Source organism: Pseudomonas nitroreducens NBRC 12694, assembly GCF_002091755.1.
GTDB classification, from domain to species: Bacteria; Pseudomonadota; Gammaproteobacteria; order Pseudomonadales; family Pseudomonadaceae; genus Pseudomonas; species Pseudomonas nitroreducens.
Genome location: NZ_BDAI01000002.1, coordinates 321,997 through 344,189 on the forward strand (window position 1 = coordinate 321,997; position 22,193 = coordinate 344,189).

At 65.1% G+C, this 22,193-nt stretch carries 18 protein-coding genes; 6 read left to right on the forward strand and 12 right to left on the reverse strand.

Annotated features, from left to right (window positions below; genetic code table 11):
* Nucleotides 1-16: 16 nt before the first annotated feature.
* Nucleotides 17-697 carry a response regulator gene (locus PNI01S_RS07370; RefSeq protein ID WP_024762792.1) on the reverse strand — a complete coding sequence of 227 codons (681 nt, stop codon included), beginning with the start codon at nucleotides 695-697 and terminating at the stop codon, nucleotides 17-19.
* A 54-nt stretch (nucleotides 698-751) separates the two neighbouring features.
* Nucleotides 752-2,074, reverse strand: coding sequence for a CapA family protein (locus PNI01S_RS07375; RefSeq protein ID WP_038803181.1), 1,323 nt, complete (start codon nucleotides 2,072-2,074; stop codon nucleotides 752-754).
* A 283-nt stretch (nucleotides 2,075-2,357) separates the two neighbouring features.
* On the opposite strand from PNI01S_RS07375, the gene PNI01S_RS07380 reads away from it, so the two are divergent.
* From PNI01S_RS07380 to PNI01S_RS07405, 6 genes are all read left to right on the forward strand, one after another.
* Nucleotides 2,358-4,211, forward strand: a complete 1,854-nt coding sequence (locus tag PNI01S_RS07380; RefSeq protein WP_024762793.1) for a DUF1302 domain-containing protein — start codon at nucleotides 2,358-2,360, stop codon at nucleotides 4,209-4,211.
* Between the two features lie 26 nt (nucleotides 4,212-4,237).
* Nucleotides 4,238-5,596: a DUF1329 domain-containing protein gene (locus PNI01S_RS07385; RefSeq protein WP_084357711.1), complete on the forward strand. Its 1,359-nt coding sequence runs from the start codon at nucleotides 4,238-4,240 to the stop codon at nucleotides 5,594-5,596.
* Between the two features lie 387 nt (nucleotides 5,597-5,983).
* Nucleotides 5,984-6,889, forward strand: a complete 906-nt coding sequence (locus PNI01S_RS07390) for a LysR family transcriptional regulator (protein ID WP_024762795.1) — start codon at nucleotides 5,984-5,986, stop codon at nucleotides 6,887-6,889.
* Nucleotides 6,890-7,009: 120 nt separating this feature from the next.
* The gene (locus PNI01S_RS07395; protein ID WP_084357712.1) at nucleotides 7,010-8,203 is read left to right on the forward strand and encodes a M20 aminoacylase family protein; all 1,194 of its coding nucleotides are present in this window, start codon (nucleotides 7,010-7,012) and stop codon (nucleotides 8,201-8,203) included.
* Entirely contained in the window at nucleotides 8,200-9,474 is a 1,275-nt protein-coding gene (locus tag PNI01S_RS07400) for an MFS transporter (protein WP_065084693.1), read from the forward strand. The genes PNI01S_RS07395 and PNI01S_RS07400 overlap by 4 nt, the downstream gene beginning before the upstream one ends.
* Nucleotides 9,475-9,540: 66 nt before the next feature.
* Nucleotides 9,541-10,650: a M14 family metallopeptidase gene (locus PNI01S_RS07405; protein ID WP_024762798.1), complete on the forward strand. Its 1,110-nt coding sequence runs from the start codon at nucleotides 9,541-9,543 to the stop codon at nucleotides 10,648-10,650.
* A gap of 144 nt (nucleotides 10,651-10,794) precedes the next feature.
* Here PNI01S_RS07405 and PNI01S_RS28210 read toward each other — a convergent pair whose 3' ends face one another.
* From PNI01S_RS28210 to PNI01S_RS07450, 10 genes are all read right to left on the reverse strand, one after another.
* Nucleotides 10,795-10,974 carry a hypothetical protein gene (locus tag PNI01S_RS28210; protein ID WP_024762799.1) on the reverse strand — a complete coding sequence of 60 codons (180 nt, stop codon included), beginning with the start codon at nucleotides 10,972-10,974 and terminating at the stop codon, nucleotides 10,795-10,797.
* A 165-nt stretch (nucleotides 10,975-11,139) separates the two neighbouring features.
* Nucleotides 11,140-11,586, reverse strand: coding sequence for a hypothetical protein (locus PNI01S_RS07410; protein WP_024762800.1), 447 nt, complete (start codon nucleotides 11,584-11,586; stop codon nucleotides 11,140-11,142).
* 341 nt (nucleotides 11,587-11,927) lie between these two features.
* Nucleotides 11,928-13,286, reverse strand: a complete 1,359-nt coding sequence (locus PNI01S_RS07415) for an OmpA family protein (protein ID WP_084357713.1) — start codon at nucleotides 13,284-13,286, stop codon at nucleotides 11,928-11,930.
* 176 nt (nucleotides 13,287-13,462) lie between these two features.
* Nucleotides 13,463-15,256, reverse strand: coding sequence for an acyl-CoA dehydrogenase (locus PNI01S_RS07420; protein ID WP_084357714.1), 1,794 nt, complete (start codon nucleotides 15,254-15,256; stop codon nucleotides 13,463-13,465).
* A 122-nt stretch (nucleotides 15,257-15,378) separates the two neighbouring features.
* A complete protein-coding gene (locus PNI01S_RS07425) occupies nucleotides 15,379-16,815 on the reverse strand; it encodes a patatin-like phospholipase family protein (protein WP_084357715.1) in 1,437 nt (478 codons plus the stop codon).
* A gap of 74 nt (nucleotides 16,816-16,889) precedes the next feature.
* A complete protein-coding gene (locus PNI01S_RS07430; protein WP_084357716.1) occupies nucleotides 16,890-18,398 on the reverse strand; it encodes a wax ester/triacylglycerol synthase family O-acyltransferase in 1,509 nt (502 codons plus the stop codon).
* A gap of 30 nt (nucleotides 18,399-18,428) precedes the next feature.
* The gene (locus tag PNI01S_RS07435) at nucleotides 18,429-20,417 is read right to left on the reverse strand and encodes an alkyl/aryl-sulfatase (RefSeq protein WP_084357717.1); all 1,989 of its coding nucleotides are present in this window, start codon (nucleotides 20,415-20,417) and stop codon (nucleotides 18,429-18,431) included.
* A 63-nt stretch (nucleotides 20,418-20,480) separates the two neighbouring features.
* Nucleotides 20,481-21,305: an SDR family NAD(P)-dependent oxidoreductase gene (locus PNI01S_RS07440; protein WP_084357718.1), complete on the reverse strand. Its 825-nt coding sequence runs from the start codon at nucleotides 21,303-21,305 to the stop codon at nucleotides 20,481-20,483.
* A gap of 11 nt (nucleotides 21,306-21,316) precedes the next feature.
* Nucleotides 21,317-21,736, reverse strand: coding sequence for a MaoC family dehydratase (locus PNI01S_RS07445; RefSeq protein ID WP_084357719.1), 420 nt, complete (start codon nucleotides 21,734-21,736; stop codon nucleotides 21,317-21,319).
* Between the two features lie 14 nt (nucleotides 21,737-21,750).
* A complete protein-coding gene (locus tag PNI01S_RS07450) occupies nucleotides 21,751-22,191 on the reverse strand; it encodes a MaoC family dehydratase N-terminal domain-containing protein (RefSeq protein ID WP_037009498.1) in 441 nt (146 codons plus the stop codon).
* Nucleotides 22,192-22,193 lie beyond the last annotated feature (2 nt).

Consider the following 22,193-nt stretch of genomic DNA (forward strand, 5'->3'; position numbering starts at 1 on the left):
GCCCTGCGAGGGCGTTTCAGCCGACGAAGCGATAACCCTTGCCGCGCACCGTCAGGATCAGCGGATGCGAGGGCGCTTCGCCCAGCTTGGCGCGCAGGTGGGCGATGCGCACGTCCATCGAGCGGTCCAGGCCGTCATAGGTAATGCCGCGCAAGGCGAGGAACAGCTCATCGCGGCTCAGTGTCTGGCCGGCGCGGCTGGCGAGGTACCAGAGCAAGTCGAACTCGGCGCCGGTGAGGTCGATGCGCTGGTCATCGCGATGGACCTCGCGCTGCCGTGCATCGAGGAGCAGGCCGGCGATTTCCAGTCGTTCGGAAGTGGTTCCGGGAGCCTCGCGACGCCGTAGCAGCGTGCGCACGCGGGCCAGTAGCAGGCTGGGGCGCACCGGTTTGCAGACGTAGTCGTCGGCGCCGTTTTCCAGGCCGTCGATCTGCTCGGTGTCTTCCGAGCGCGCGCTGAGCATGAGGATGGCCCCCGAGTAACCGGGGCGGATGCGCCGGCAGACGGACAGGCCGTCTTCGCCGGGCAGCATGCGGTCGAGGATCACCAGGTCCGGGCGTTCGTCCATCACCCGGGCGGCGGCGCGGGCGCCGTTGGCTTCGATGCTGGCGGTGAGACCGTGGTGCTCGAGAAAGTCGCGGGTGAGTGCGGCGAGACGCAGGTCGTCCTCGACGATGAGAATGCGGGTGGTTGTCATGGCTGCGGGAGTCAGAGGGCGCCGGGCAGCTTGTGGCTGCCCGGCGCTGCGGCATCAGAGTGTGATGCGCGCAATCGAGCCGTCGATCGACAGCCGAGTACCGTAGGGCTCCGACAGCGCGGCGAAGCGCTGCAGGATCGCTTGTGCATGGTCGCCTTCGGCCAGGCGCGGACGGCCACGGCGGTGCACCGCCTCGCCCAGGCCCAGGCTCACCGGGTGCAGTTCGATGCCGGTCAGGCGACGGCCGTCGAACTGGCACACCGGCACCAGGCTTTCCCAGAAGCGCGAGTCGGAGGGAAAGCTGCGGGTGTCGTTCTGGGTGCGCTGCAGGAAGACTTTCGACGGCGTCTGGTTGCGGTCCACGCGGAACTGCTCGTAGCTGTCCGCCGGCAGGCGCGACACCAGTTCGTTCTGACCGATGAAGTTGCCCAAACTGTAGAAGATCGGCTTGCCGTTGTAGATCTCCATGCCGCGCAGCAGGTGCGGGCCGTGGCCGACCACGATGTCGACGCCGGCATCGATCATGCGCCGCGCCACCGGCTGGACGAATTCGGCCGCCACTTCCAGGTCCCACTCGCCGGCGGCGTCGTGGCCCAGTTCGTGGGCGTGGATGCTCAGCACCACCACGTCCGACATCAGCCGCGCTTCCTCGACCCAGCGCAGGATCTCGTCCATGTCCTTCTTGCGCGGCAGGGTGCGCAGGCGCGAGGACTCGCCCTGGCGGAACAGCAGCGGGGTGAAGGGGCCGAATACCGCCAGCGACGGATCGGGAATCGGATGGGCGAAGCCCAGGTCCACCGCGCCCTGGTAGAGGCGGTCCAGGCCGAGGCTGGCGATGATGCCGCGCATGGCTTCCATCTGCGCGCCGTCGAGCTGGTGCACGGTGTCGTAGCGCAATGGGTTGAGGCCGGGTCGGCCGGGCATGTCGCGGGTCTGCTCGCTGGCTTCCTGGCCCTTGCCGAAGGTGGAGGTGCAGGCCAGCAGCGAGACGGTGCCGGCGGGTTTGGTGCAGTACACCGGGCGGCGGGCTTCCTCCAGGTTGCGGCCGGTGCCGGCGAACAGCAGCTCGCGCTTGTTCAGCTGGGCGTGGGCGGCATGCAGGCCGGCGATGCCGTAGTCGAGGCTGTGGTTGTTGGCCGTGGAGAACAGGTCGATACCGCCCTCCACCAGTTCATCGAGGATCCACGCCGGCGCGCCGAAGTGCGAGCCGCCGCTTTCCAGCACGGCATCGCCCTGGAAGTCGTTGGGCAGCACTTCCAGGTTGGTGAAGCTGACGTCGGCGCCGCGCAGCAGGTCGAACAGCGGGCGCAGGGTTTCGTCGTCGCGGCTGTTCAGGCGGCGTTGCAGGATGCTGTCGCCGGTCAACGCAATCTTCATGGTCCACCTCATCGTTGGGGAGTCGCTGATGGCGGCGGACTTTAGGGCAACTCAAGGCTGCGGTCGGCTGAATCCTGGGTATCGCAATAGCCGTCGGTTATCGCTCGCGGAGCTTCGCGCGGGGGGGATGGTCGCGAGCTTGCATTCTGGCTATGGGCATCACTTTTTTTCAGAAGTCAGGCTCGTGACCGCGCTCTTACCATGCGACCGCCTACCGGCCGACGAGCCGGGGGCAGGGGTGGCGCGGCTTGCCGTGACCAGCACGATCCAGGCGGAGAGCAGCATGAAAAGAACAATAACCGGCGCCGCAGGCTTCAGGCCGCACGCGCTGGCGCTGGCGACCAGCATGGCCCTTGGCGGGGCAACTTCGGCTCAGGCGGTGAGCTTCAACGTGGGGGAAATCGAGGGACGCTTCGACTCGACGCTGTCCATCGGTGCGAGCTGGGCGATGGACAGCCCGGACAAGAAATTCATCGGTACCCGCAACGGCGGCACGGCGTCCAGCCAGACTTCCGACGACGGCCGCCTGAATTTCAAGAAGGGCGAAACCTTCTCCAAGATCTTCAAGGGCCTGCACGACCTGGAGTTGAAGTATGGCGACAGCGGTCTGTTCCTGCGGGGCAAGTACTGGTACGACTTCGAGCTGAAGGACGAGCATCGCCCGCTCTACGATATCGACGACAGTGGTCGAGACAACGCCGCCAAGTCCTCCGGCGTCGAGCTGCTCGATGCCTTCATCTACCACAACTACGACTTCCGCGATCTGCCCGGTACCGTGCGTCTGGGCCGCCAGGTGGTGAGCTGGGGCGAGAGCACCTTCATCCAGAACGGCATCAACTCGATCAACCCGGCAGATGTCGCCGCGCTGCGTCGTCCCGGTTCCGAGGTGAAGGAAGCGCTGATCCCGGTGAGCATGCTGTATTTCAACCAGGGGTTGACCGACACCCTGTCCATGGAGGCCTTCTACCAGCTCGAATGGGAGAAGACCGTGCCGGACAATTGCGGCACCTTCTTCGGCAGCGATGTGGCGGCCAAGGGCTGCGACATCAACATGGCGGTGAACGGCAGCGACTTCGACCGCGACATCGACGGCACCGGCATCAGGGGTGGCTATGGCTACGTGCCGCGCACCAGGGACCATGACGCCCGCGATGGCGGTCAATTCGGCGTGGCGTTGCGCTGGATGGTCAACGACACCGAGTTCTCCGCCTACGCGATGAACTACCACAGCCGCACGCCGACCAGTAACTGGGTGGTGGGCAAGGGCGCGCTGGCCGACCCGGTGGGGGGCCTGATCGGGCAGGGCGGGCGCAGCACCGCCAGCTGGTACCTGGATTACCCCGAAGATATCCGCCTCTACGGCCTGGGCTTCAACACCACCTGGGGCAGCACGGCGGTGCAGGGCGAGATCAGCTACCGGCCGAACATGCCCATGGGCATCAACTCAAGCGACGTTTCCGGTGCCGCGACGCTCGGCTCCGCGGCGACCAGCCCGCTGGTCAACGGCGGCCTGCCGATCTTCTCCAGCGGCTGGGCGGACTCGAGCTACGGCTCGCTGATCCAGGGCTACAAACGCCTCCCTTACACACAGGCGCAGATGACCTTCACCAACACCTTCGACCAGATCCCGGTGATCGGCGCCGAACGCCTGACCCTGGTCGGCGAGATCGGCTTTGGCCATATCGCCGACCTGGGCTCCACCGACGGCTCGGACCTGCGCTTTGGTCGCAGCAGCGTCTATGGCAATGGCGAACTGGCCAGCGCCGGCACCTCCGCGTTGCTGGGACTGTCGGGCAATGCGATCTGCCAGAAGGTGGTGAACACCGCCAACCCCGGCCAGTGCGACGACAAGGGCTTCTACACCCAGAATTCCTGGGGTTACCGCGTGCGCGCCGGCCTGGAATACAACGACCTGATCGGCGGCATCTCGTTGCGCCCGAACCTGGCCTTCTCCCACGACGTGGAAGGCTACGGCCCGACCTTCAACGAGGGCGACAAGTCAGTCAGCGTCGGCGTCGATGCCGAGTACCTGAGCCGCTACACCGCGAGCATCAGTTACACCGATTACTTCGGCGGTGATTACAACGTCAACACCGACCGCGACTTCCTCGCCGTCAGCCTGGGCGTCAGTTTCTGATGCCTATCCGTCCCAGAGGTACAAGCATGAACAACAAGCAATGGTTGCAGGCGGGTTGCCTGACGCTGAGCCTGCTCGCCGGGCAGGTCATGGCCGCGGTCGGCGCCGACCAGGCCGCGCGCCTGGGCAATGAACTGACGCCTGTGGGTGCTGAAACAGCGGGCAACGCCGATGGCAGCATTCCAGCCTGGACCGGTGGCCTGGCGCCCAATGCCGGCAAGGCCGACGCTGGCGGCTTCCTCGCCGATCCGTATGCGGCCGACAAGCCGCTGTTCACCATCACCGCGCAGAATGCCAGCCAGTATCAGGACAAACTCACGCCCGGCCAACTGGCCATGTTCCAGCGTTTCCCGCAGACCTATCGCATCCCGGTCTACCCCAGCCACCGCAGCGCGAGCTACCCGCAGGCGGTGATCGATGCGGCGAAGAAGAACGCCACCGCCACCTCGCTGGCCGAAGGCGGCAACGGCCTGACCAACTTCCAGATGACCGTCCCGTTCCCTATTCCGCAGAGCGGCCTGGAAGTCATCTGGAACCACGTTACCCGCTACCGCGGCAATGCGATGCTGCGCACCACCGCGCAGATGAACCCGCAGACCAACGGTGACTACACCATCAGCTACATGAAGGAGCAGTTCGCCTTCCCGTTCGGGCTCAAGGACTACGACCCGGCGAAGATGAACAACATCCTCTACTACTTCCGCCAGGAAATCCTCTCGCCGCCGCGCCGCGCCGGCAGCGTGATGCTGGTGCTGGAGACCATCGATCAGGTCAAGGAACCGCGCATGGCGTGGATGTACAACGCCGGCCAGCGCCGCGTGCGCCGCGCCCCGCAAGTGGGCTACGACAGCCCCGGCGCGGAAGGCATGCGCACCTACGACGACTTCGACATGTTCAACGGCGCGCCGGATCGCTACGACTGGAAACTGGTGGGCAAGAAGGAGCTGTATATCCCCTACAACAGTTTCGCGCTCGACTCGCCGACGCTGAAGTACGAGGACATCGTCAAGCCCGGCCACCTCAACCCGGACCACACCCGCTACGAGCTGCATCGCGTGTGGCATGTGGTAGCGACCCTTAAGCCGGGCCAGCGCCATATCTACAGCAAGCGCGACCTGTACATCGACGAAGACAGCTGGCAGATCGCCGAGGCCGACGCCTACGACGGTCGCGGCAGCCTCTGGCGTGTGTCCGAGGGCCATGCGCGGCCGTTCTATGACCAGCAGTTCACCTGGCTGACGGCGGAGACCCACTATGACGTACTGTCCGGCCGCTATACGGTGTCCGGCCTGCGCAACGAGGAGAAGAGCAGCTACGACTTCGCGGTGAAGTCCAGCAGCAACGACTTCACCCCCAATGCCTTGCGCGCCACCGGCATCCGCTGACGGCGGGCTCTACTGGCGCTCACCGGCGCTCCTTGTGTTGACTCAGCGGCCTTCGGGCCGCTTTTTTCGTTCGCCATAACCCTGGACAGGATCGTAGGGCGAATAACCTGGAACAGGTTATCCGCCGCTCCTGAATGGCGGATAACGCTGGCGCGTCATGCGCCCTGCGAACTGACCCCTGCGCAATTTGTAGGATGGGTGGAGCGCAGCGATACCCATGCTGTCGTTGTACGGGATCGATGGGTATCGCTACTCTCCACGCCATCCTACGAAAGGCACGCTGCGCGACCCGCCGGTCCGGCGCCGTTTACCAACCGTTACTCACGCCGGCCTCGATTTTGCTTTATGTTCCGACCTGTTACCGATCTCCGAGCCGTCGCCCACGCCATGAAGTTGCATCAACTCCGCGCCATCGTCGCCATCTGCGAGAGCGGCAGCATCCAGGAGGCTTCGCGCCTGCTGCATATCTCACAGCCCGCCCTGTCCAAGAGCATCAAGGAGCTGGAGGCCGAGCTGGGCGTGCCGCTGCTGGTGCGTTCCAATCGCGGCATTACCGCCACCGAATACGGCGAGCGCCTGGTGCGCCGGGCGCGCCTGGTGGTGGAGGAAGTGCGCCGCGCGCGGGATGAAATCGAGACGCTCAAGGGCGCGATGGACGGCCGCGTGGCCATCGGGGTGTCGCCGGTGACCCCCAGCCAGCAGTTCGCCAGTTGCCTGCTGCGTTACCGCAAGCGCTACCCCAAGGTGCAGTTGCAGATCAGCGAACTTCGTCCGGCCAAACTGCTCGAAGGCCTGCGCGAAGGTCAGCTGGATCTTGTGCTCACCTCGCAGCCGGCCTCGCGCAATGTCGATGGTTTCCACTGGCAGGAGCTCTACGCCCAGCCCACTACGTTGGCAGTTCGCAAGGGACATCGACTGCGCAGCGCCCGCTCGCTGCACGAACTGCTCGACGAGGAATGGCTGGTGCCCGACTCGCTGGATGTCTCCCTCGCCGGGCAGATGTTCGAGCAGTACCAGGTGCGTTATCCGGAGCGTGTCATCGAGTGCGCCTCGGTGGTGCTCTACGCGGAGCTGGCGGCCAATACGGATGCGGTGAGCTTCTGGTCGCGGAGGGTGTTCGACCTGCCCATCGTGTCCAGCACCCTGGAGGCGCTGGACATCGCCGAGACCGTGCCGGGCACCGACATCTCCCTGGTCTGCCGGCCGCCGGAGCTGATGACCCGCGAGGCGCAGACTCTGGTGGACGAGCTGGTCTACGCCTTCAAGGGCCCGCACCTGCGCAAGGCCGACTGATTCTGGCTCGAAAACGGCTGTCGATAACCAGCCTCGATAAGCATGCGTGAAGGTCATTATTCAGCATCGCGCGCGTGGGGCATCCTGCCGGCCACATCAGAACAATGAGCAGGATGCGGCATGAGTCAGCACCCCACGATAGAACGACTTGCGGCAAGCACCGAGGACTTCGCGCGGATTCGCCGGGACCTCCACCAGCATCCCGAACTGGGCTTCGAGGAGGCGCGCACCAGCGCCATCGTCGCCGGCTACCTGCGCGAATGGGGCTATGAAGTCCATGAGGGCATCGGTGGTACCGGCGTTGTCGGCGTACTGCGCCAGGGCAACAGCGCGCGCAGCATCGGCATTCGCGCCGACATGGATGCATTGCCCATCGACGAGGCCAGCGGTGTCCCCTACGCCAGCCAGCACGCCGGGCGCATGCACGCGTGCGGCCACGACGGCCATACCGCCATCCTGCTCTGTGCCGCACGCGACCTGGCCGCGCAGCGCCACTTCGACGGTACCCTCAACCTGATCTTCCAGCCCGCCGAGGAAACCCTCGGCGGCGCCGTGGCGATGATGGACGATGGCCTGTTCGAGCGCTTCCCCTGCGATGGGGTGTACGCGCTGCACAATGCGCCGGGCCTGCCGGTCGGTTGCTTCCTGACCCGCGAGGGCGCGCTGACGGCATCCTCCGACCGCGTGTCGATCCGCCTGACCGGTGTCGGCGGTCATGGCGCCATGCCGCACCTGACCAAGGACCCGATTGTCGCCGCCGCCGAACTGGTACTGGCACTGCAAAGTATCGTCGCGCGCAATGTGCCGTCCACCGAAGTGGGCGTGGTGACGGTCGGCATGCTCAAGGCAGGGGAGGCGGCCAACGTCATTCCCGACCATGCCGACCTGCGCCTGAGCGTACGCGCTACCAGACCCGACGTGCGCGAGCTGCTCAAGCGGCGCATCGGCGAGATCACCCGTGGCGTTGCCGCGGTGCACGGCATGGAGCTGCAGTACGAATACGAGGAGCTGGTGCCGGTGCTGGTCAATACGCCGGAAGAAACCCGCCTCGCCCGCGAGGTACTGACCGAGCTGGTCGGTCCGCAGCGCCTCCTGTCCGAGATCCCTTCGGGCTTCCTCGGCAGCGAGGATTTCGCCTGGATGCTCGAGCGCCGCCCCGGCTGCTACATCGCCCTGGGCAACGGCAACAGCGGCCCCAGCGGCTGCATGGTCCACAATCCAGGCTATGACTTCAACGACGCCGCCATCCCCTTCGGCGCTGCCCTCTGGGTGCGACTGGTGGAAACCTTCCTGGGCACGGGGGCCAGAGCATGAATCGACGTAATGGGGTACTCATTCTGTTGATGCTGGTGATGGTCATCAGCGTGCTGGACAAGACCATATTCGCCTTCGCCGGCGCACAGATCATCGACGAACTGAAGCTCTCGCCGACAGAGTTCGGCTTTGTCGGCAGCGCGTTCTTCTTCCTCTATTCGATCTCCGGTGTGCTGGTGGGCTTCCTCGCCAACCGCTTCCCGACGCGCTGGATTCTCGCCGGCATGTCCGTGGTGTGGATGGCCTCGCAACTGGTCGTGGCGCTGTCCAGCGGCTTTGCCGCGCTGGTCGCCGGGCGCCTGTTGCTGGGCGCCGGCACCGGCCCGGGCACGGCGGTGACCCAGCATGCCTGCTTCAAGTGGTTCGGGCCGAAAGAGCGTGTATTGCCCTCGGCGCTGATCCAGGTGTCGATCATGCTGGGCGCCGTGCTCGGCGCGTTGAGCCTGCCGCTGGCGATCCAGCATTTCGGCTGGCGCACCGCGTACTTCCTGTTGGCGTTGCTCGGGCTGGTCTGGCTGGTCGTCTGGCTGATCTTCGGCCGGGAAGGGCAGCAGACCGAGCAAGAGGGGCCGGGCGCGTCGCTGCGTCTGCCGTACAGTCGCCTGTTACTGAACCGCAGCTTCCTCTGGATCACCCTGATGGGCTTCCTCAGCTATTTGCCCACCGCACTGGTGTACAGCTGGGTGCCGGTCTATCTGCAGAAGGGCCAGGGCATGACGCCGATGCAGTCGGGCTACACAGTGATGGTGGTGACGGTCGGGGTGATACTTGCCAACCTGCTGCTCTCGACGCTGTCGCAGCGGGCCATGCAGCGCGGCACCTCGGTGCAGCGCGCCATGGTGCTGCCGCCGATGGCCTTTGCGGCGGTCGCCGGCATCGCCTTCTGCGCGCTGACCCTGCTGCATGGCGATCGTCTGGCGATCCTGGTGCTCTATGCACTGGGCGCCATCCTGGTGAACGTCCTGCCGACCTTCTGCAACACCCTGGTCGCCTATATCGCCCCGAGCTCACAGCGAGGTTCGATGCTGGCGATCCATATCGGCGGCATGACCAGCGCCGGCATGCTCGCGCCATGGATAGTCGGCCAACTGGTCGAGCTGCGCGGTGGTGACATTGCCCATGGCTTCGAGACGGCGCTCGGCCTGTTCGGCGTGCTCACCGTCGTCTGCGCCATCCTCGGCTGCCGGATCATCGCTCCCGAGCGCACTCGCCAGTCCCTGCAGGGCGGGCACAGCGAAGCGCCGCTCCCCGGTGCTGTCGGCCACGCCTGATCTCTTTCAAAGGGCCCGCATGTCGGGCCCATATTCCTGACTCGAATCCAATCATCCGGAGTGGTGATGAAGCCGTCTGCCTGTTTTTCCCAGAGCTACGCCGAGGCGCGTGGCAAGTTTCTCGCCGCCTGCCTGTCCGCCGGCCTAGTCGTCGAGTCCCACCGCCACCCATTGCCAGGCCGAGATGGCGAACCGCTGGCGCTGGATGTGGCTCGCGGCGGCCCAAGCGATGCGCAGAACCTGCTGATCATCAGCAGCGGCTGCCATGGGGTGGAAGGCTTCTGCGGCTCGGCGGTGCAGGTCGCGCTGCTCAACGACCCCGATTGGCTTGAGCTATGCGCCAAGGCCGATTGCGCGGTGCTTTACCTGCATGCCGCGAACCCCTATGGATTTTCCTGGTGGCGGCGTTGGACCCACGAGAACGTCGACCTGAATCGCAACTTCATCGACTTCTCCCAACCGCGCCAGCGCAACCAGGCCTACGCAACATTGGACCCCATCCTGATACCGCGCCGCTGGCCATCTTTCGCCAGCCACCTGCGCCTGCTGCGCTACGCCATGCGCCATGGGCGCAAGCGATTGCAGGCGGCCATTTCCAGCGGCCAGGACAGCCACCCCAACGGCCTGTTCTATATCGGCGCCAAACCGACCTGGAGCAACCAGGCGGTGCGCCAGGTGCTGCGCCAGCATGCACGTCAGTGTGCTCGCCTGGGTTGGATCGACGTGCACACCGGCTTGGGCCCTAAGGGGCATGGCGAGCGTATCTACGTGGGGAGTGACGACCCGCGAACGCTGGCGCGCACGCGTCGCTGGTGGGGAGCCGAGGTGACTTCTGCGAGGGAAGGAGGATCGGTGTCGGTGCAGTTGCAGGGGCAGATGATCCTGGCCGCCGCCAGCGAGTGTCCGCAGGCCGAGCTGACCGCCATCGCCCTGGAGTACGGCACGCTGCCAGGGCTCAAGGTCCTCAAGGCGCTGCGCGCCGACCAATGGCTGGCCAACAATCCCGGCGTGCCGGCAGACAAGGCCCGGCGTATCCATCGCCAACTGCGTGATGCCTTCTACGTCGACGAGGATGGCTGGAAGCGCCAAGTGCTGGAGCAGGCCGGCCAAGCGGCGCGGCAAGCCCTTGCCGGGCTGGGCGAGTCTCAGGCACTGCCGGCGCGCGCGTCGAGGTAGCAGACGGTGATGCACCGCGCCCCTTCGGGAGCGGAGCTGCCGGTCGGCCATGGGTTTTCCCTCGACGTCGAGACTAACGCCTCCAGCCACTACCGCTGCATGCGGGCAGGCCCAGTGGCTTGGGAAAACGCTGGGGGGATCGGATCAGCGGCCGGGCAGCATCGGCGTCAGGTGCAGGATGTTCAGCAAGTGCGGAACGCGTAGCGGGTAGCAGGCCTGCAGGCGCACCCGCGCCTCGGAGAGGGTCATCTGACGGGAGAACGAGCGCAGCACAGTCTTGCCCAGGCAGTGACCGTCCTGAAAATGCACGAGGAATTCATTCATGGCAAAGCGACAACGAGGAAACACGCACGAGGAGGCGCACAGGGCGCGAATAATAGCGGCTTCAGCGCGTTCATCGTTGCCATAAATCATCCTTTGCAGGAACTGTCCGACGGAACGCTTTGTCCGCCACCGGCCGAATCGACGACCGGAGGTGTCGGAAATGGCCTAGAGCCCGGAGGCATGCTCGTAAGAGTAGTCCAGGCGCAGAACGTTGTAGTCCAGGCGCATGCCGAAGGCGTGCATGAAGAAGGCCTCCAGCTGCAGCTCCAGCGAGCGCGAGGTCAGCGTGGCCAGGCGCGCGCCCTGGCGGCGCGTGCGGCGGTTCACGGCGGTGAATTCCTCGTGGACTATGCCCTGGGCGGCCGGGTCGGCAATCAGGCGATAGCAACTGTCCGGCAGGTCATCGCGCTGGGTGGCCGACAGGCTGAGCTCGGGGTGCCCTTCGGCATTGGTGATCAACTCCACGCAGCAGCGCAGACCTCGGTCGCGGGCGAAGCGCGAGGCCTCTTCGAAGGCCGGCAGGGCCTTCTGCAGGACCTGGATCTCGAAGGCGAGGAAGAATTGCTCGTCGAATTCAACGTCCTGGGTATCGCGGGGTGCCTGGTTCAACATCGCCGGCATCTCCTGTGTCGATGAAGCCATGAAACGTCCGGAAGCGACCGTCGGGATCGCCGAAGTTTCGTCATCGCGGCATTGCGGATACAACGCACACAGTCAGTCGGCAATGCCATTTGCCTGAACGAAAGGCCATCTCACTGAAGCCACGCAGGACTGTCAACGAGCATTTCCATATAAGGACGGCCCCTCGCAATAGCCAAGCGTTCACCTCGGAGAGGCGAGACCAGCCGGTGGCGCGATTGGCGTGGTCAACACGAGGTGTAATGAAGTCTTTACAGAGAATGGCCGCCCATCCTTGATTCGGATGGGCGGCCAGGACGGCTGTCTACTGCGCGTCACTCACCTTGAACGGTGAACTCGATGCGGCGGTTCTTGGCCCGGCCTTCATCCGTCGCGTTGTCGGCAATCGGCTTGCTGGAGCCGCAGCCTTTGGCGCTCAGCGAGGACGGTTGGACGCCCAGCTCCACCAGCTTCGCAACTACGGCGTCGGCACGTTTCTGGCTCATGTCCAGGTTGCCCTGGTCGGTACCGACGCTGTCACTATGGCCGCTCACCTCGATGTGCGTTCCCTGCGGGGCGGCCTTGATCGCTTCGGCGGCGCGGGAAAGGATTTCCAGGCTGTCGGCGGTGATCGCGTTGGAGTTGGTATTGAAGTAGACATTCATCAGGTTCAGCGCCTGAACCAGGTCCTGGGCACTGAAACCGGCTTGCAGTCCCGCCAAGGCTGCGGTCGCGCGCTCCCACAGGCCACTGATGGAGTAGCCGTTGAACAGCGTACGCAATTGCTGGCTGATGTCGAACCGCTTGTCTTCCGGCAGAGCCGATGTATCGATGGACAGCTCGTCGCCGTCGAAGCCGATCTTCAGGCCACTGGCATTGAGTTTCGGCAAGGCGGCGATGAGCCTGTCCAGCCAGTCGGCCGGCAAGGTCTGCGGTTCGACCTGGATATTGCCGGAGAGGTTGCCGGCGCCGAACTGGGCATTGAGCGCATCCCATAGCCGTTGCTTGTCCGCCTCACTCGCCAGGCGGCCATGAACGGTGATGTGGCCGTCCTGATTCGCCAACTGGAATTGAGCGGGCTCCGGTGCCGGCTGCACAGGCTCCTGGACGGCCGTTTCCTCCACCACCGGCGCAGGTACATTCTGCGTTACCGGAGCGGGGCTGGTGGGCGGGGTTTGCTGTGCCAGCAGAGCAGGGCGGCATTGGCTGATCGCCATGATGAACAGGGCGATCAGCAGGGCGAGAATCAGCCAGAACACCCAGCCCAATCCTTCGCGACGAGTTTGTTGAGGAGTTTCGTTTTCGCCGATAAGGACTGCCAGCGGCGCCGGCAGGGTGCCGGGGGTGGGGTATCTGCCGTCGGTGGTGATCAGCGCAACTAGCCTGGGTAGCGTTTCCGCACCTGCCATGTTGACCGCTCCCGGAGTCACACCGAGCAACTGGGCGATACGGTTGCTTTCCTGCTGGCCGAAACCTGCGCTGAACTGGTCGGGGTGCAGAACGTGGTCCGCTGGGTGGGCACCGATCCACGATTGCAACAGATCGCCAAGTCCAGCGTCCTCGAAGCGCTTCGTGAGCCCTGCGAAGCCGCCAGTGCGAGTGTTGACGAGCGAGTCCGCCAGCAGGCCGACAAAACGTCCGGCCTGGTTACCCATGCCCCGCTGGGCGGCCTGGTGAATGAGGGTGTCTAGCATCAGAATCTCCGTGGGAAAGGATGCCGGTCCGTGCTTGTGCCGCGGACCGTTTAGCTCGGCGCAATTCCGTGATGAGCCGAAAGCGGTCTCATTCTTGGATGCACCACATGCCGAGTCAGTCAGTCATTTCCCATTTGGATCATCTTCATGCCGCAATTCGCCAGGCGCCGCGGGTTTCAGAACGAGAAGTCTTCCATCGTCAGGGCTGCATCTCCTCCGTCCGTGATCGTTTGCGCCAGCCCTGGCGCGCGTGTGAGGTAGTGCCCGGCATAGAACTGAGCAGTGCGCAGTTTGGCGCGGTAGAACGCGGTATCGCCGGTTGCCTCAGCCAGGCTCTGCCGGGCGACCTGGGCCGAGCAGGCCAACTGCCAGCCACCGCCGACGATACCGAACAGCTCCAGCAGCGGGACCGAGCCCAGTGCAACCTGGCGTGGCTGCTCGGCATAGTGCTGGACGACGAACCGCACGGCATCGTCCAGGGCGTTGATCGCGGAGAAGAATCGGTGGCGGATCGCGGCCAGGGCCGGATCGTCATCCGGTAGCAGCCGCTGGACATCGCGCATGCGGGCGATCAGGGCGAATGCGGTGGCGCCCTTGTCACGGGCGATCTTGCGGCCGATCAGGTCGCTGGCCTGGATGCCGGTGGTGCCTTCGTAGATCGGCGTGATGCGGGCATCGCGCAGATGCTGAGCGGCGCCGGTCTCCTCGATGAAGCCCATGCCGCCGTGGACCTGCACGCCGAGGGAGGCGATATCCACGGCGTTCTCGGTGCACCAGCCCTTGAGCACCGGGATCATCAGCTCGACATAGGCCTGGCGTTCCTCGCGCACCGCGGTGTCGGGGTGCCCGTGGGCCATGTCGGTGGCCAGTGCGACATCGCAGGCCAGGGCGCGCATGGCCTCGATCCGCGAGCGCATGGACATCAGCATGCGGCGTACGTCCGGATGGCGGATGATCGCGGCCTTGTCACGGCCGGGCACGCCGATCTCGCTGCCCTGCACGCGCAGCCGCGCGTAGGCTGCGGCGCGCTGGTAGGCGCGTTCGGCCAGGCCGACGCCTTCGATCCCCACGGAGAAGCGGGCGGCATTCATCATGATGAACATGTATTCCAGGCCGCGATTCTCTTCGCCCACCAGCCAGCCCGTGGCACCGCCCTGGTCGCCGAACGCGAGCACGGCGGTCGGGCTGCCGTGGATGCCGAGCTTGTGTTCGATGGATACGCAGTGCACGTCATTGCGCTCGCCGGGGGCACCATCGGCATTCAGCAATACCTTTGGCACCACGAACAGCGAGATGCCTTTCACGCCTTCGGGTGCGCCGGGGACGCGGGCCAGCACCAGATGGACGATGTTGTCGGTGAGGTCGTGCTCGCCGTAGGTGATGAAGATCTTCTGCCCGAACAGCTTGTAGGTCCCGTCACCCTGCGGCTCGGCTCGGGTGCGCACGGCGGCGAGGTCGGAGCCGGCCTGGGGCTCGGTGAGGTTCATGGTGCCGGTCCACTCGCCACTGACCAGCCTGGGCAACCAGGTCTGCTTCAGTTCTTCGGAGCCACGCAGTTCGATGGCCTCGATGGCGCCGCGGGTCAACATCGGGCACAGGCCGAAGGCGACGTTGGCGGCATTCCACATCTCCTCGACCAGCGCCGACACCAGTCGCGGCGCACCCTGGCCGCCGAAGTCAGGCGGGCAGGAGAGGGCGTTCCAGCCATTGCTGGCGAACTTCCCGTAGGCGTCGCGCCAGCCGTCGGCGGTATGGACTGTGCCGTCATTCCACTTCGCGCCCTGGCGGTCTCCGATAGCGTTCAGCGGTGCCAGTACGCCCTGGGCGAAGCGGGCGGCCTCATTGAGGATCGCGTCGACCAGTTCGGCGCTCATGTCTTGCTGGTTGGGCAACTGTTTCAGGCTGTCGAGCAGTTGCAGCTCACGCAGGACGAACTGCATGTCGCGCAGCGGGGCGCTGTAATCACTCATGGTGAAACTCCTGTCCGGGGGGCGTGGCTGTTATCCCTGGCCGCGGCGAGGGAAACGTCGGTCACCAACGCTTGAGACCGATGCAAGGCGGCGAAGGTGCCGTCGTCGTGCGGCGCAGACCGTCAAGCCGTCCAGTGGCGGGCGCGCAGGATGCCGTCCAGGGTGCGGCTGATGGCGGTGCAGTTGCGCACCATCTCCATGCGCTCCCAGGTCGCCTGTTCACCCTCGCGCAGCAACTGGCGCAGCTCGCCCAGAGGCATGGGGGCCAGCAGCTTGAGCGGGTTGTGCCAACGCTTGCCGAGGAAGATGTTGATATCGGCGATGTAGTCCTGCACCAGCACGCTATAGCTCAGGTGCTGCCAGCGGGCGAGGGTGGGATTGCGGATGCGCAGGTGGTCGCGGCCCAGCCGCAGCAGGTGGGTGGCGACGCCTTTGCTGAGGCGTATCTGCTGGTTGAATACACTCTGCAACAGGTTCGGCTGGGCGTTCGGGTTGGGCGTGAAGAACAGCGCGGCGGGATTGGCCATGCTGGAGATGAAGTGGTTCACCCCGTACAGGCGACCCAGGCGCTTGGCGGGCAGATCGTCGAGGAAGGAACCGTCGATCCACTGTTGTTCCGGCAGGTAGGGCACTTGGACGCCCGCTGCATTCTTCGCCTGCAGCGTTACCGGCGGGTAAATGCCGGCAATGGCGCAGGAGGCCATGACCGCCGAGCGCACCAGGACCGTCGGTGCGGTGATGGCGTTGAGCAGGCGCGGCGCCTGGCGCGGTTCCAGCCCGGTGACGGTGATGTTCAGGTGGCGACCGCTGACCTTGTGGGCTTCGGCGAAGGTCAGGTCGGGAATCAGGCGCTCCAGGTAGTTGGCCAGGTCGCCGGCTTCCAAGGCGGGGCGGGTCCTCGGCCGGCGTTTGCCGGCCCGGCCTTCCGGATGCATCAGCAGGAGTTCCGGCTGCAGCTTGTCGAGCATTTCGCTATCGGCGTGGGTGCAGGCGATGGAGGCGAGGATGGAGCCGGCACTGGAGCCGGAGATGATGCTCGGCAACATGCCTTCCTCGAACAGTGCCTTGAGCACGCCGGCATGGAAGTAGCCCAATACTGCACCGCCGCTGAGCATCAGGGCGGAGCGGCCGAAGCACTGGCTGGCGCGGAGGAAGAAGTCCTTGCGCTCGTCCAGCGCGATGACACTCTCGTCGAGGGCGTCGATGGCCTGCAGTGCCAGGCAGACTTCCTCGATGTACTGGTGGATCAGGTGCTTGGTACCCAGGTTGGCGCGGCCATAGAGCACGGCCTTGCCCATGCCGGCGAGGTTGCCGTGGATACCCTCGTTGAGGACGAACATGAGGTTGGCGTAGGCGCCGGCGTTGCGCATGCCGCGCAGGCGCTCCATGCGCTGTCGCACCGTGCGGTAATCGTAGTCGCTGGAAACTTCGTTGCCGCGCCAGTCGTCCATGCCGGTCGCGTGGTCGAGGGCGGCGGCGTGTTCCGCCCATTCCTGGTAGCTGTGGGCATGGTCCATCTTGTCGCTCAATTGCCGGACCGCTGACTTCTGCCTGAACATCGGGACTCTCCCTGTTCGCTGATGGATGACGGCGGCGCGCGGGGCGTCCCTGCTTTTCACGCGCCGCCGCAGTTTTACTCGGCGCTCGGCTCGGCCGGTTGCGAGGCGGGGCGCTTGCGCGGGGGCGCCGGGCGCTTCGTCGATTGGCTGGCCGCTTCGGCCCCGCGCTGGTGTGCCAGGGTCAGGTACTCCTCGGTCGATTCCTGAAGGCTTGCCATGTACACATCCATGTCCGGCAGCATCTGCCGGTCGGCCAGTACGCCGAGGATGATGTTGCCGTAGAGGCTGGTGATGCCGTGGCTCAGGCCCATGCCGTCGAACACCGGCACTATGGGGTAGGTGGCGAGGATCTCGGCGCCGGCGAAGTACTTCTTCTCCGCGCCGTTGGTCGGGCCCGGGACGTTGGTGATCAGGGTGTTCTGCAGGTGGAAGCGGCTCACGTAGCGGACCTGGTTCTGCAGCCAGCCGCCGAGCATGCGCATCGGCGCGGGCAGCACTTCGCCCATGGAGGTGATCAGCTCGTGCATCACTTCCTTGGCCAGCGGTGCGCCGCGCTGGGTGCGCTCGGTGATGGCCTGCAGGCGCAGTTGCGGATCGGCCATGTCGGTACCCATGCCGATCAGCATCATGGAGATCAGGTTGCCCATGTCGCGCCGGGCGCTTTCCGGACGCATCGCCACCGGGCACAGGGCGACCAGCGATTGCTCCACCGGCAGCGCCTCGCGCCGCAGCAGGTAGCGCCGTAGCCCCCCGGCGATGATGGCGATGATCACGTCGTTCAGGGTGGCGCCCTCGGCGCAGCGGCGGATCTGCTTGAGATCGGCGATCGGCCATTGGGTGGCGCCATAGCTGCGGTGTGGAGAAATCTGCGCGTTGAACAGCGTGCTGGGCACACGGTTCTGGTCCGGGCTGGCATCGCCGCGCAGCTGGGCCGCCAGTTGCAGGCTCTTGCGCGCGATGCTGAGGCTGGCCTTGGCGCTGCGCAGGGACTGGCCGAGCAGGCGCGGGACGGTCTTGGCCCACATCTGGGTGCGGGTGGGCAGGCGGTCGCTGACCGGCTGGCGGTAGGTGTTCTCGTCAAAGTCGATCTGGTCGTCCATCAGCAGGGTGGTGATCTCCACCCCCGACTTGCCATCGACATAGGCGTGGTGCAGCCGCAGCAGGAGCGCAAAGCTTCCCGGCGGCACGCCCTCGACGTTGTTCAGACCCTCGATGACGGTGATTTCCCAGGGGGCCCGTTCCATGTCCAGGGTCCGCGACATCGCCCGGGCGGTGAAGATGCACAGTTGCCGCCAGTCGCCCGGTTGCGGCAGGCCGACATGGCGGATGTGGTACTCCAGGTCGAAGTTCTTGTCTTCCAGCCAATAGGGGTCGTCGAGCCGCAGCGGCGCGTGTTGCAGGCGGCGGCGGAACAGCGAGGTGCTGCTCAGGCGGCTGTTGATGTAGCGGATGATGTCCTTGTGCCGGACCAGGCCATTGGGTGCGGAGTTCTGATCGCAGATCCACAGGCCGCCGATGACCATCGGCTGATGGGGGGCATCGGAGTAGAAGAACTGTGCATCCATGGGGGTAAGTTGCTTCATGCCTTGTGTCCTGTGTCGAAGTGGCTCGCGTCAGGGAGTGACGATGTTGAACTGGGGAGCGGGGGTGTCGATCATTCCCAGGAAGACGCCCAGGGCCTTGCCGTCGCCGTCGAGCTTGATGTCGCCTTGTTTGATGGCGGTGGGGAAGTCCAGTTTGCGCAGGCTGATCTGGTCCAGCGTGGCCTTGGCCAGGGTGATGGTCACCGTGGGGCTGGCGTTCTTCTCGTTATCACGGTGGGTGAGTACGCCGTTACGCAGGGTCACGGCGTAGTCCTTGCCCAGATCGGTGAACACCCAATTCATCACCATGTCGTGGCCCTGGGCTTTATCCGAATCCAGGCGGATCGCCAGGAAATCGAAGAACTGTCCCGGCTCCATGCTTCTCACCACGTCGGCCTTGGTGGCACCCGCGTCGTACTGCGGTACGCCGTTGCGCAGCTCCATGGCACCGGTCAGGTAGATGTTGCGCCATAGGGCGTTCTCGGACTGGTAGCCCAATTGCTCCAGGGCATCGGCCTGCAGCTTCTTCGCCTCTTCGTTCTGCGGCTGGGCGAAGACCAGGTGGTTGCCCAAGGTGGCGGCCCAGCGATAGTCGCCCTGGTCGATGGCAGCGCGGATCAGCTTGATGACGGCATCGGCACCGCCCATCGCGTCGACGTAACGGGTGCCTGCATCCACCGGCGTCAGCGGGTCGAGGTTGGCAGGGTTGCCATCATAGAAGCCCAGGTAGCGTTGGTAGACGGCGCGGGAGTTGTGGCTGAGCGAGCCGTAGTAACCGCGGGTGTACCACTTCTTCTCCAGGTCCCCCGGCAGCTTGTCCATCTTCTGGGCGATCTCGGTAGAGGTCAGGCCCTGGTTCATCAGGTGGACGGTACGGTCATTGAGGAAGGCGTACATGTCGCGCTGGTCGGCCAGCAGCGTACGTATGCGCTCACCGCCCCAGGTCGGCCAGTTGTGCGAGACGAACATGACATCGGTCTTGTCGCCGTAGCGTTCCAGGCTGGCGTCCAGGTACTGCGACCAGGCCTTGGCGTCACGCACCAGCGCGCCGCGCGGTGTGAGAATGTTATGCATCATCTGCGTGCTGTTCTCGGACATGCACAGCGCGCGATGCTGCGGGAAGTAGAAGTTCATTTCCGCCGGCGCTTCGGTGCCGGGGGTGAGCTGGAACTCGATCTCGATGTCGCCGACGGTGTGGGTTTCGTATTCCTTCTGGATCAGGTCGGTCGGCGCGATCAGAGTGAAGGTGCCGCCCGAGGGCAGCGCCTTGCCCATGCCGACGTCGACCTGGCCACGCTCGCCTCGCGGCAGGAAGGTACCGAACTGATACTGTGAGCGGCGGCTCATGGCGTTGCCGGCGAAGATATTCTCGCTGATGGCGTGTTCCATGAAGCCCGATGGCGCGAAGATCTTCACCTTGCCGCTCTTCACGTCGGCCTCGTCGACGACGCCACGCACGCCGCCGAAATGATCACCATGGCTGTGGCTGTAGCCCACGCCGATGATGGGTTTCTTCGGCCGGTTCTGGTAGTACAGGTCCAGTGCATTGCGCGCGGTTTCCGCATAGGTCAGCGGGTCGATCACGAAGAGGCCGTCCTTGCCCTCGATGATGGTCATGTTGGACACGTCCATCCCGCGCAACTGGTAGATGCCGTCCGCCACCTGGAACAGGCCCGCATGGTTGTTCAACTGGGCCGTGCGCCAGAGGCTCGGGTTGACCGTCTCCGGCGCTTCGTCCTTGTCGAGGAAGTCGTGGGCCTGGCTATCCCAAATCACCTTGCCGGCGGCGTTCTTCACCTGTCCCTTGAAGGGCGCGATCAGGCCGCGGGTGACCGACTCGTAGTCGGTACGGTCACTGAACGGCAGCACCTTCAGTACCGCGGCGTTCTTCTGCGCGGTGATCGGGCTGGCCGGCTGGTTGCCGTTAGGCTCGTCGGCGCGCAGCGGCAGGCTGATGCCAACAGCGATCGCGCCGGCCAGCAGGGTATGGGGCAGGTAGCGGGTGATCCGGGCCTTCATGGCTGACTCCGTGTTCTTGTTCTGGTGTTCGACTGAGTGCGTGACGGCGGCGTGAGGTGGCGGTTATTGCAGGTTTCCGGCCACAGCAACGGTTTGCGCGGTGATGTAGTTCGACTCCGGCGAGCAGAACAGGTACACGGCGTCGGCCGCTTCCTGCACCGTGCCCGGGCGCCCCAGTGGATTGCGCTGGGCGAACGATTTGGCGACCTCCGGGCTGATGCCCACGCGAATGTCGCGCCCGTCAATGCTTACCGTTGCGCCGGCATGGGCGTCGGCACGGGTCATGCGGGTCTCGATGAAGCCGAAGGCCACGGCGTTGACGTTGACCTTGAAACGCCCCCACTCGCGTGCCAGTGCGCGGGTCATGCCGGCCACGCCGGCCTTGGCGCCGCTGTAGTTGAGCTGGCCGGCATTGCCGTTGAGGGCCGACACCGAGGAGATGTTCACCACCTTGCGGAACACTTCTTTACCGGCCTCGGCCTCGGCCTGGGCCTGCGCCTTGATGATCGGATAGGCCGCGCGGAAGATGCGGAAGGGCGCGGTCATGTGGCAGTCGAGAATGGCGTACCACTGCTCGTCGCTCATCTTCTGCACCACGTCGTCCCAGGTGTAGCCGGCGTTGTTGACGATGATATCGATGGCCTTGAAGTGCTCCATCGCGGTGCGGATGTAGCGCTCGGCGAAGTCCGGTGCGCTGACGTTGCCGTGGCAGATCGCTGCCTGGCCGCCCAGGTCGCGGATCATAGTGGCGGTTTCCTGCGCGGGCTCCAGATCCAGGTCATTGATCACGATGCGCGCGCCTTCGCTGGCCAGCTTCAGGGCGATGGCCTGGCCGATGCCGCGTCCGGAACCGGTGACCAATGCCACCTTGCCGTCGAGTTTTGCCATGTGCTTGTTCCTCACTGCAGGGCGACGATGGCGTCGCCGACGATCTTGGTTTCGCCGTATTGGTTGGCGGTCTGGATTTCCAGCTTCACGCGACGCTCACCGTCGGCCTCGAACTTCTCCACCACCTTGCCGGTACAGGTGATCTGGTGGCCAAGATGGGTGATGCCGGCGAAGCGCACGCCGAAGCTGCGCAACTGACGTTGATCGACCCATTGGGTGAGCAGCCGGCCCAGATAGGCCATGGACAGCATGCCGTGGGCGAACACGTCGACCATGCCGGCCTTGCGGGCATAGTCGATGTCGATGTGGATCGGGTTGTGATCGCCCGAGGCCCCGGCGAACAGTGCCAGGGTGGTGCGGTTGATCGGTGCCAGGGTCAGTGGCGGCAGGCTGTCGCCAACCTGGACGGAGTCGAAGCGGACTGTGCTCATGGGGGATCTCCGGTTCAGCCGTTGCGGTGGACGAGGGTGGTGCGCAGGGTTGCCACGTGCTCGCCGCGCTGGTTGGTCACCTTCGATTCGCGCACCACGAAGCTCAGTGCGCCGCCTTTCTTGTCGTAGATATCGGTGATGCGCACGTCGTAGTGCAGGGTGTCACCGGCGTAGGCCATGCGCTGGTAGGTGAAGGACTCTTCGCCGTGCAGGATGCGCGAGGAAATGATGCCCAGCTCATCGCGCCAGGCCTGGTTTGGCATCTGGAAGGCAAGGGAGAACAGAAAGGTCGGCGGCAGCGGCAGGGCGGGGTGTCCCGCGTCGCGTGCAGCCTGCTCGTCGAGATAGATCGGGTTGGTTTCGCCGATGCTCTTGGCGAAGAAGCGCAACTGGCCAGCTTCGGCGGTAGCGCTGAAGGACGGCAGGACTTTGCCGATGTGTTTCTTGTCGATCATCT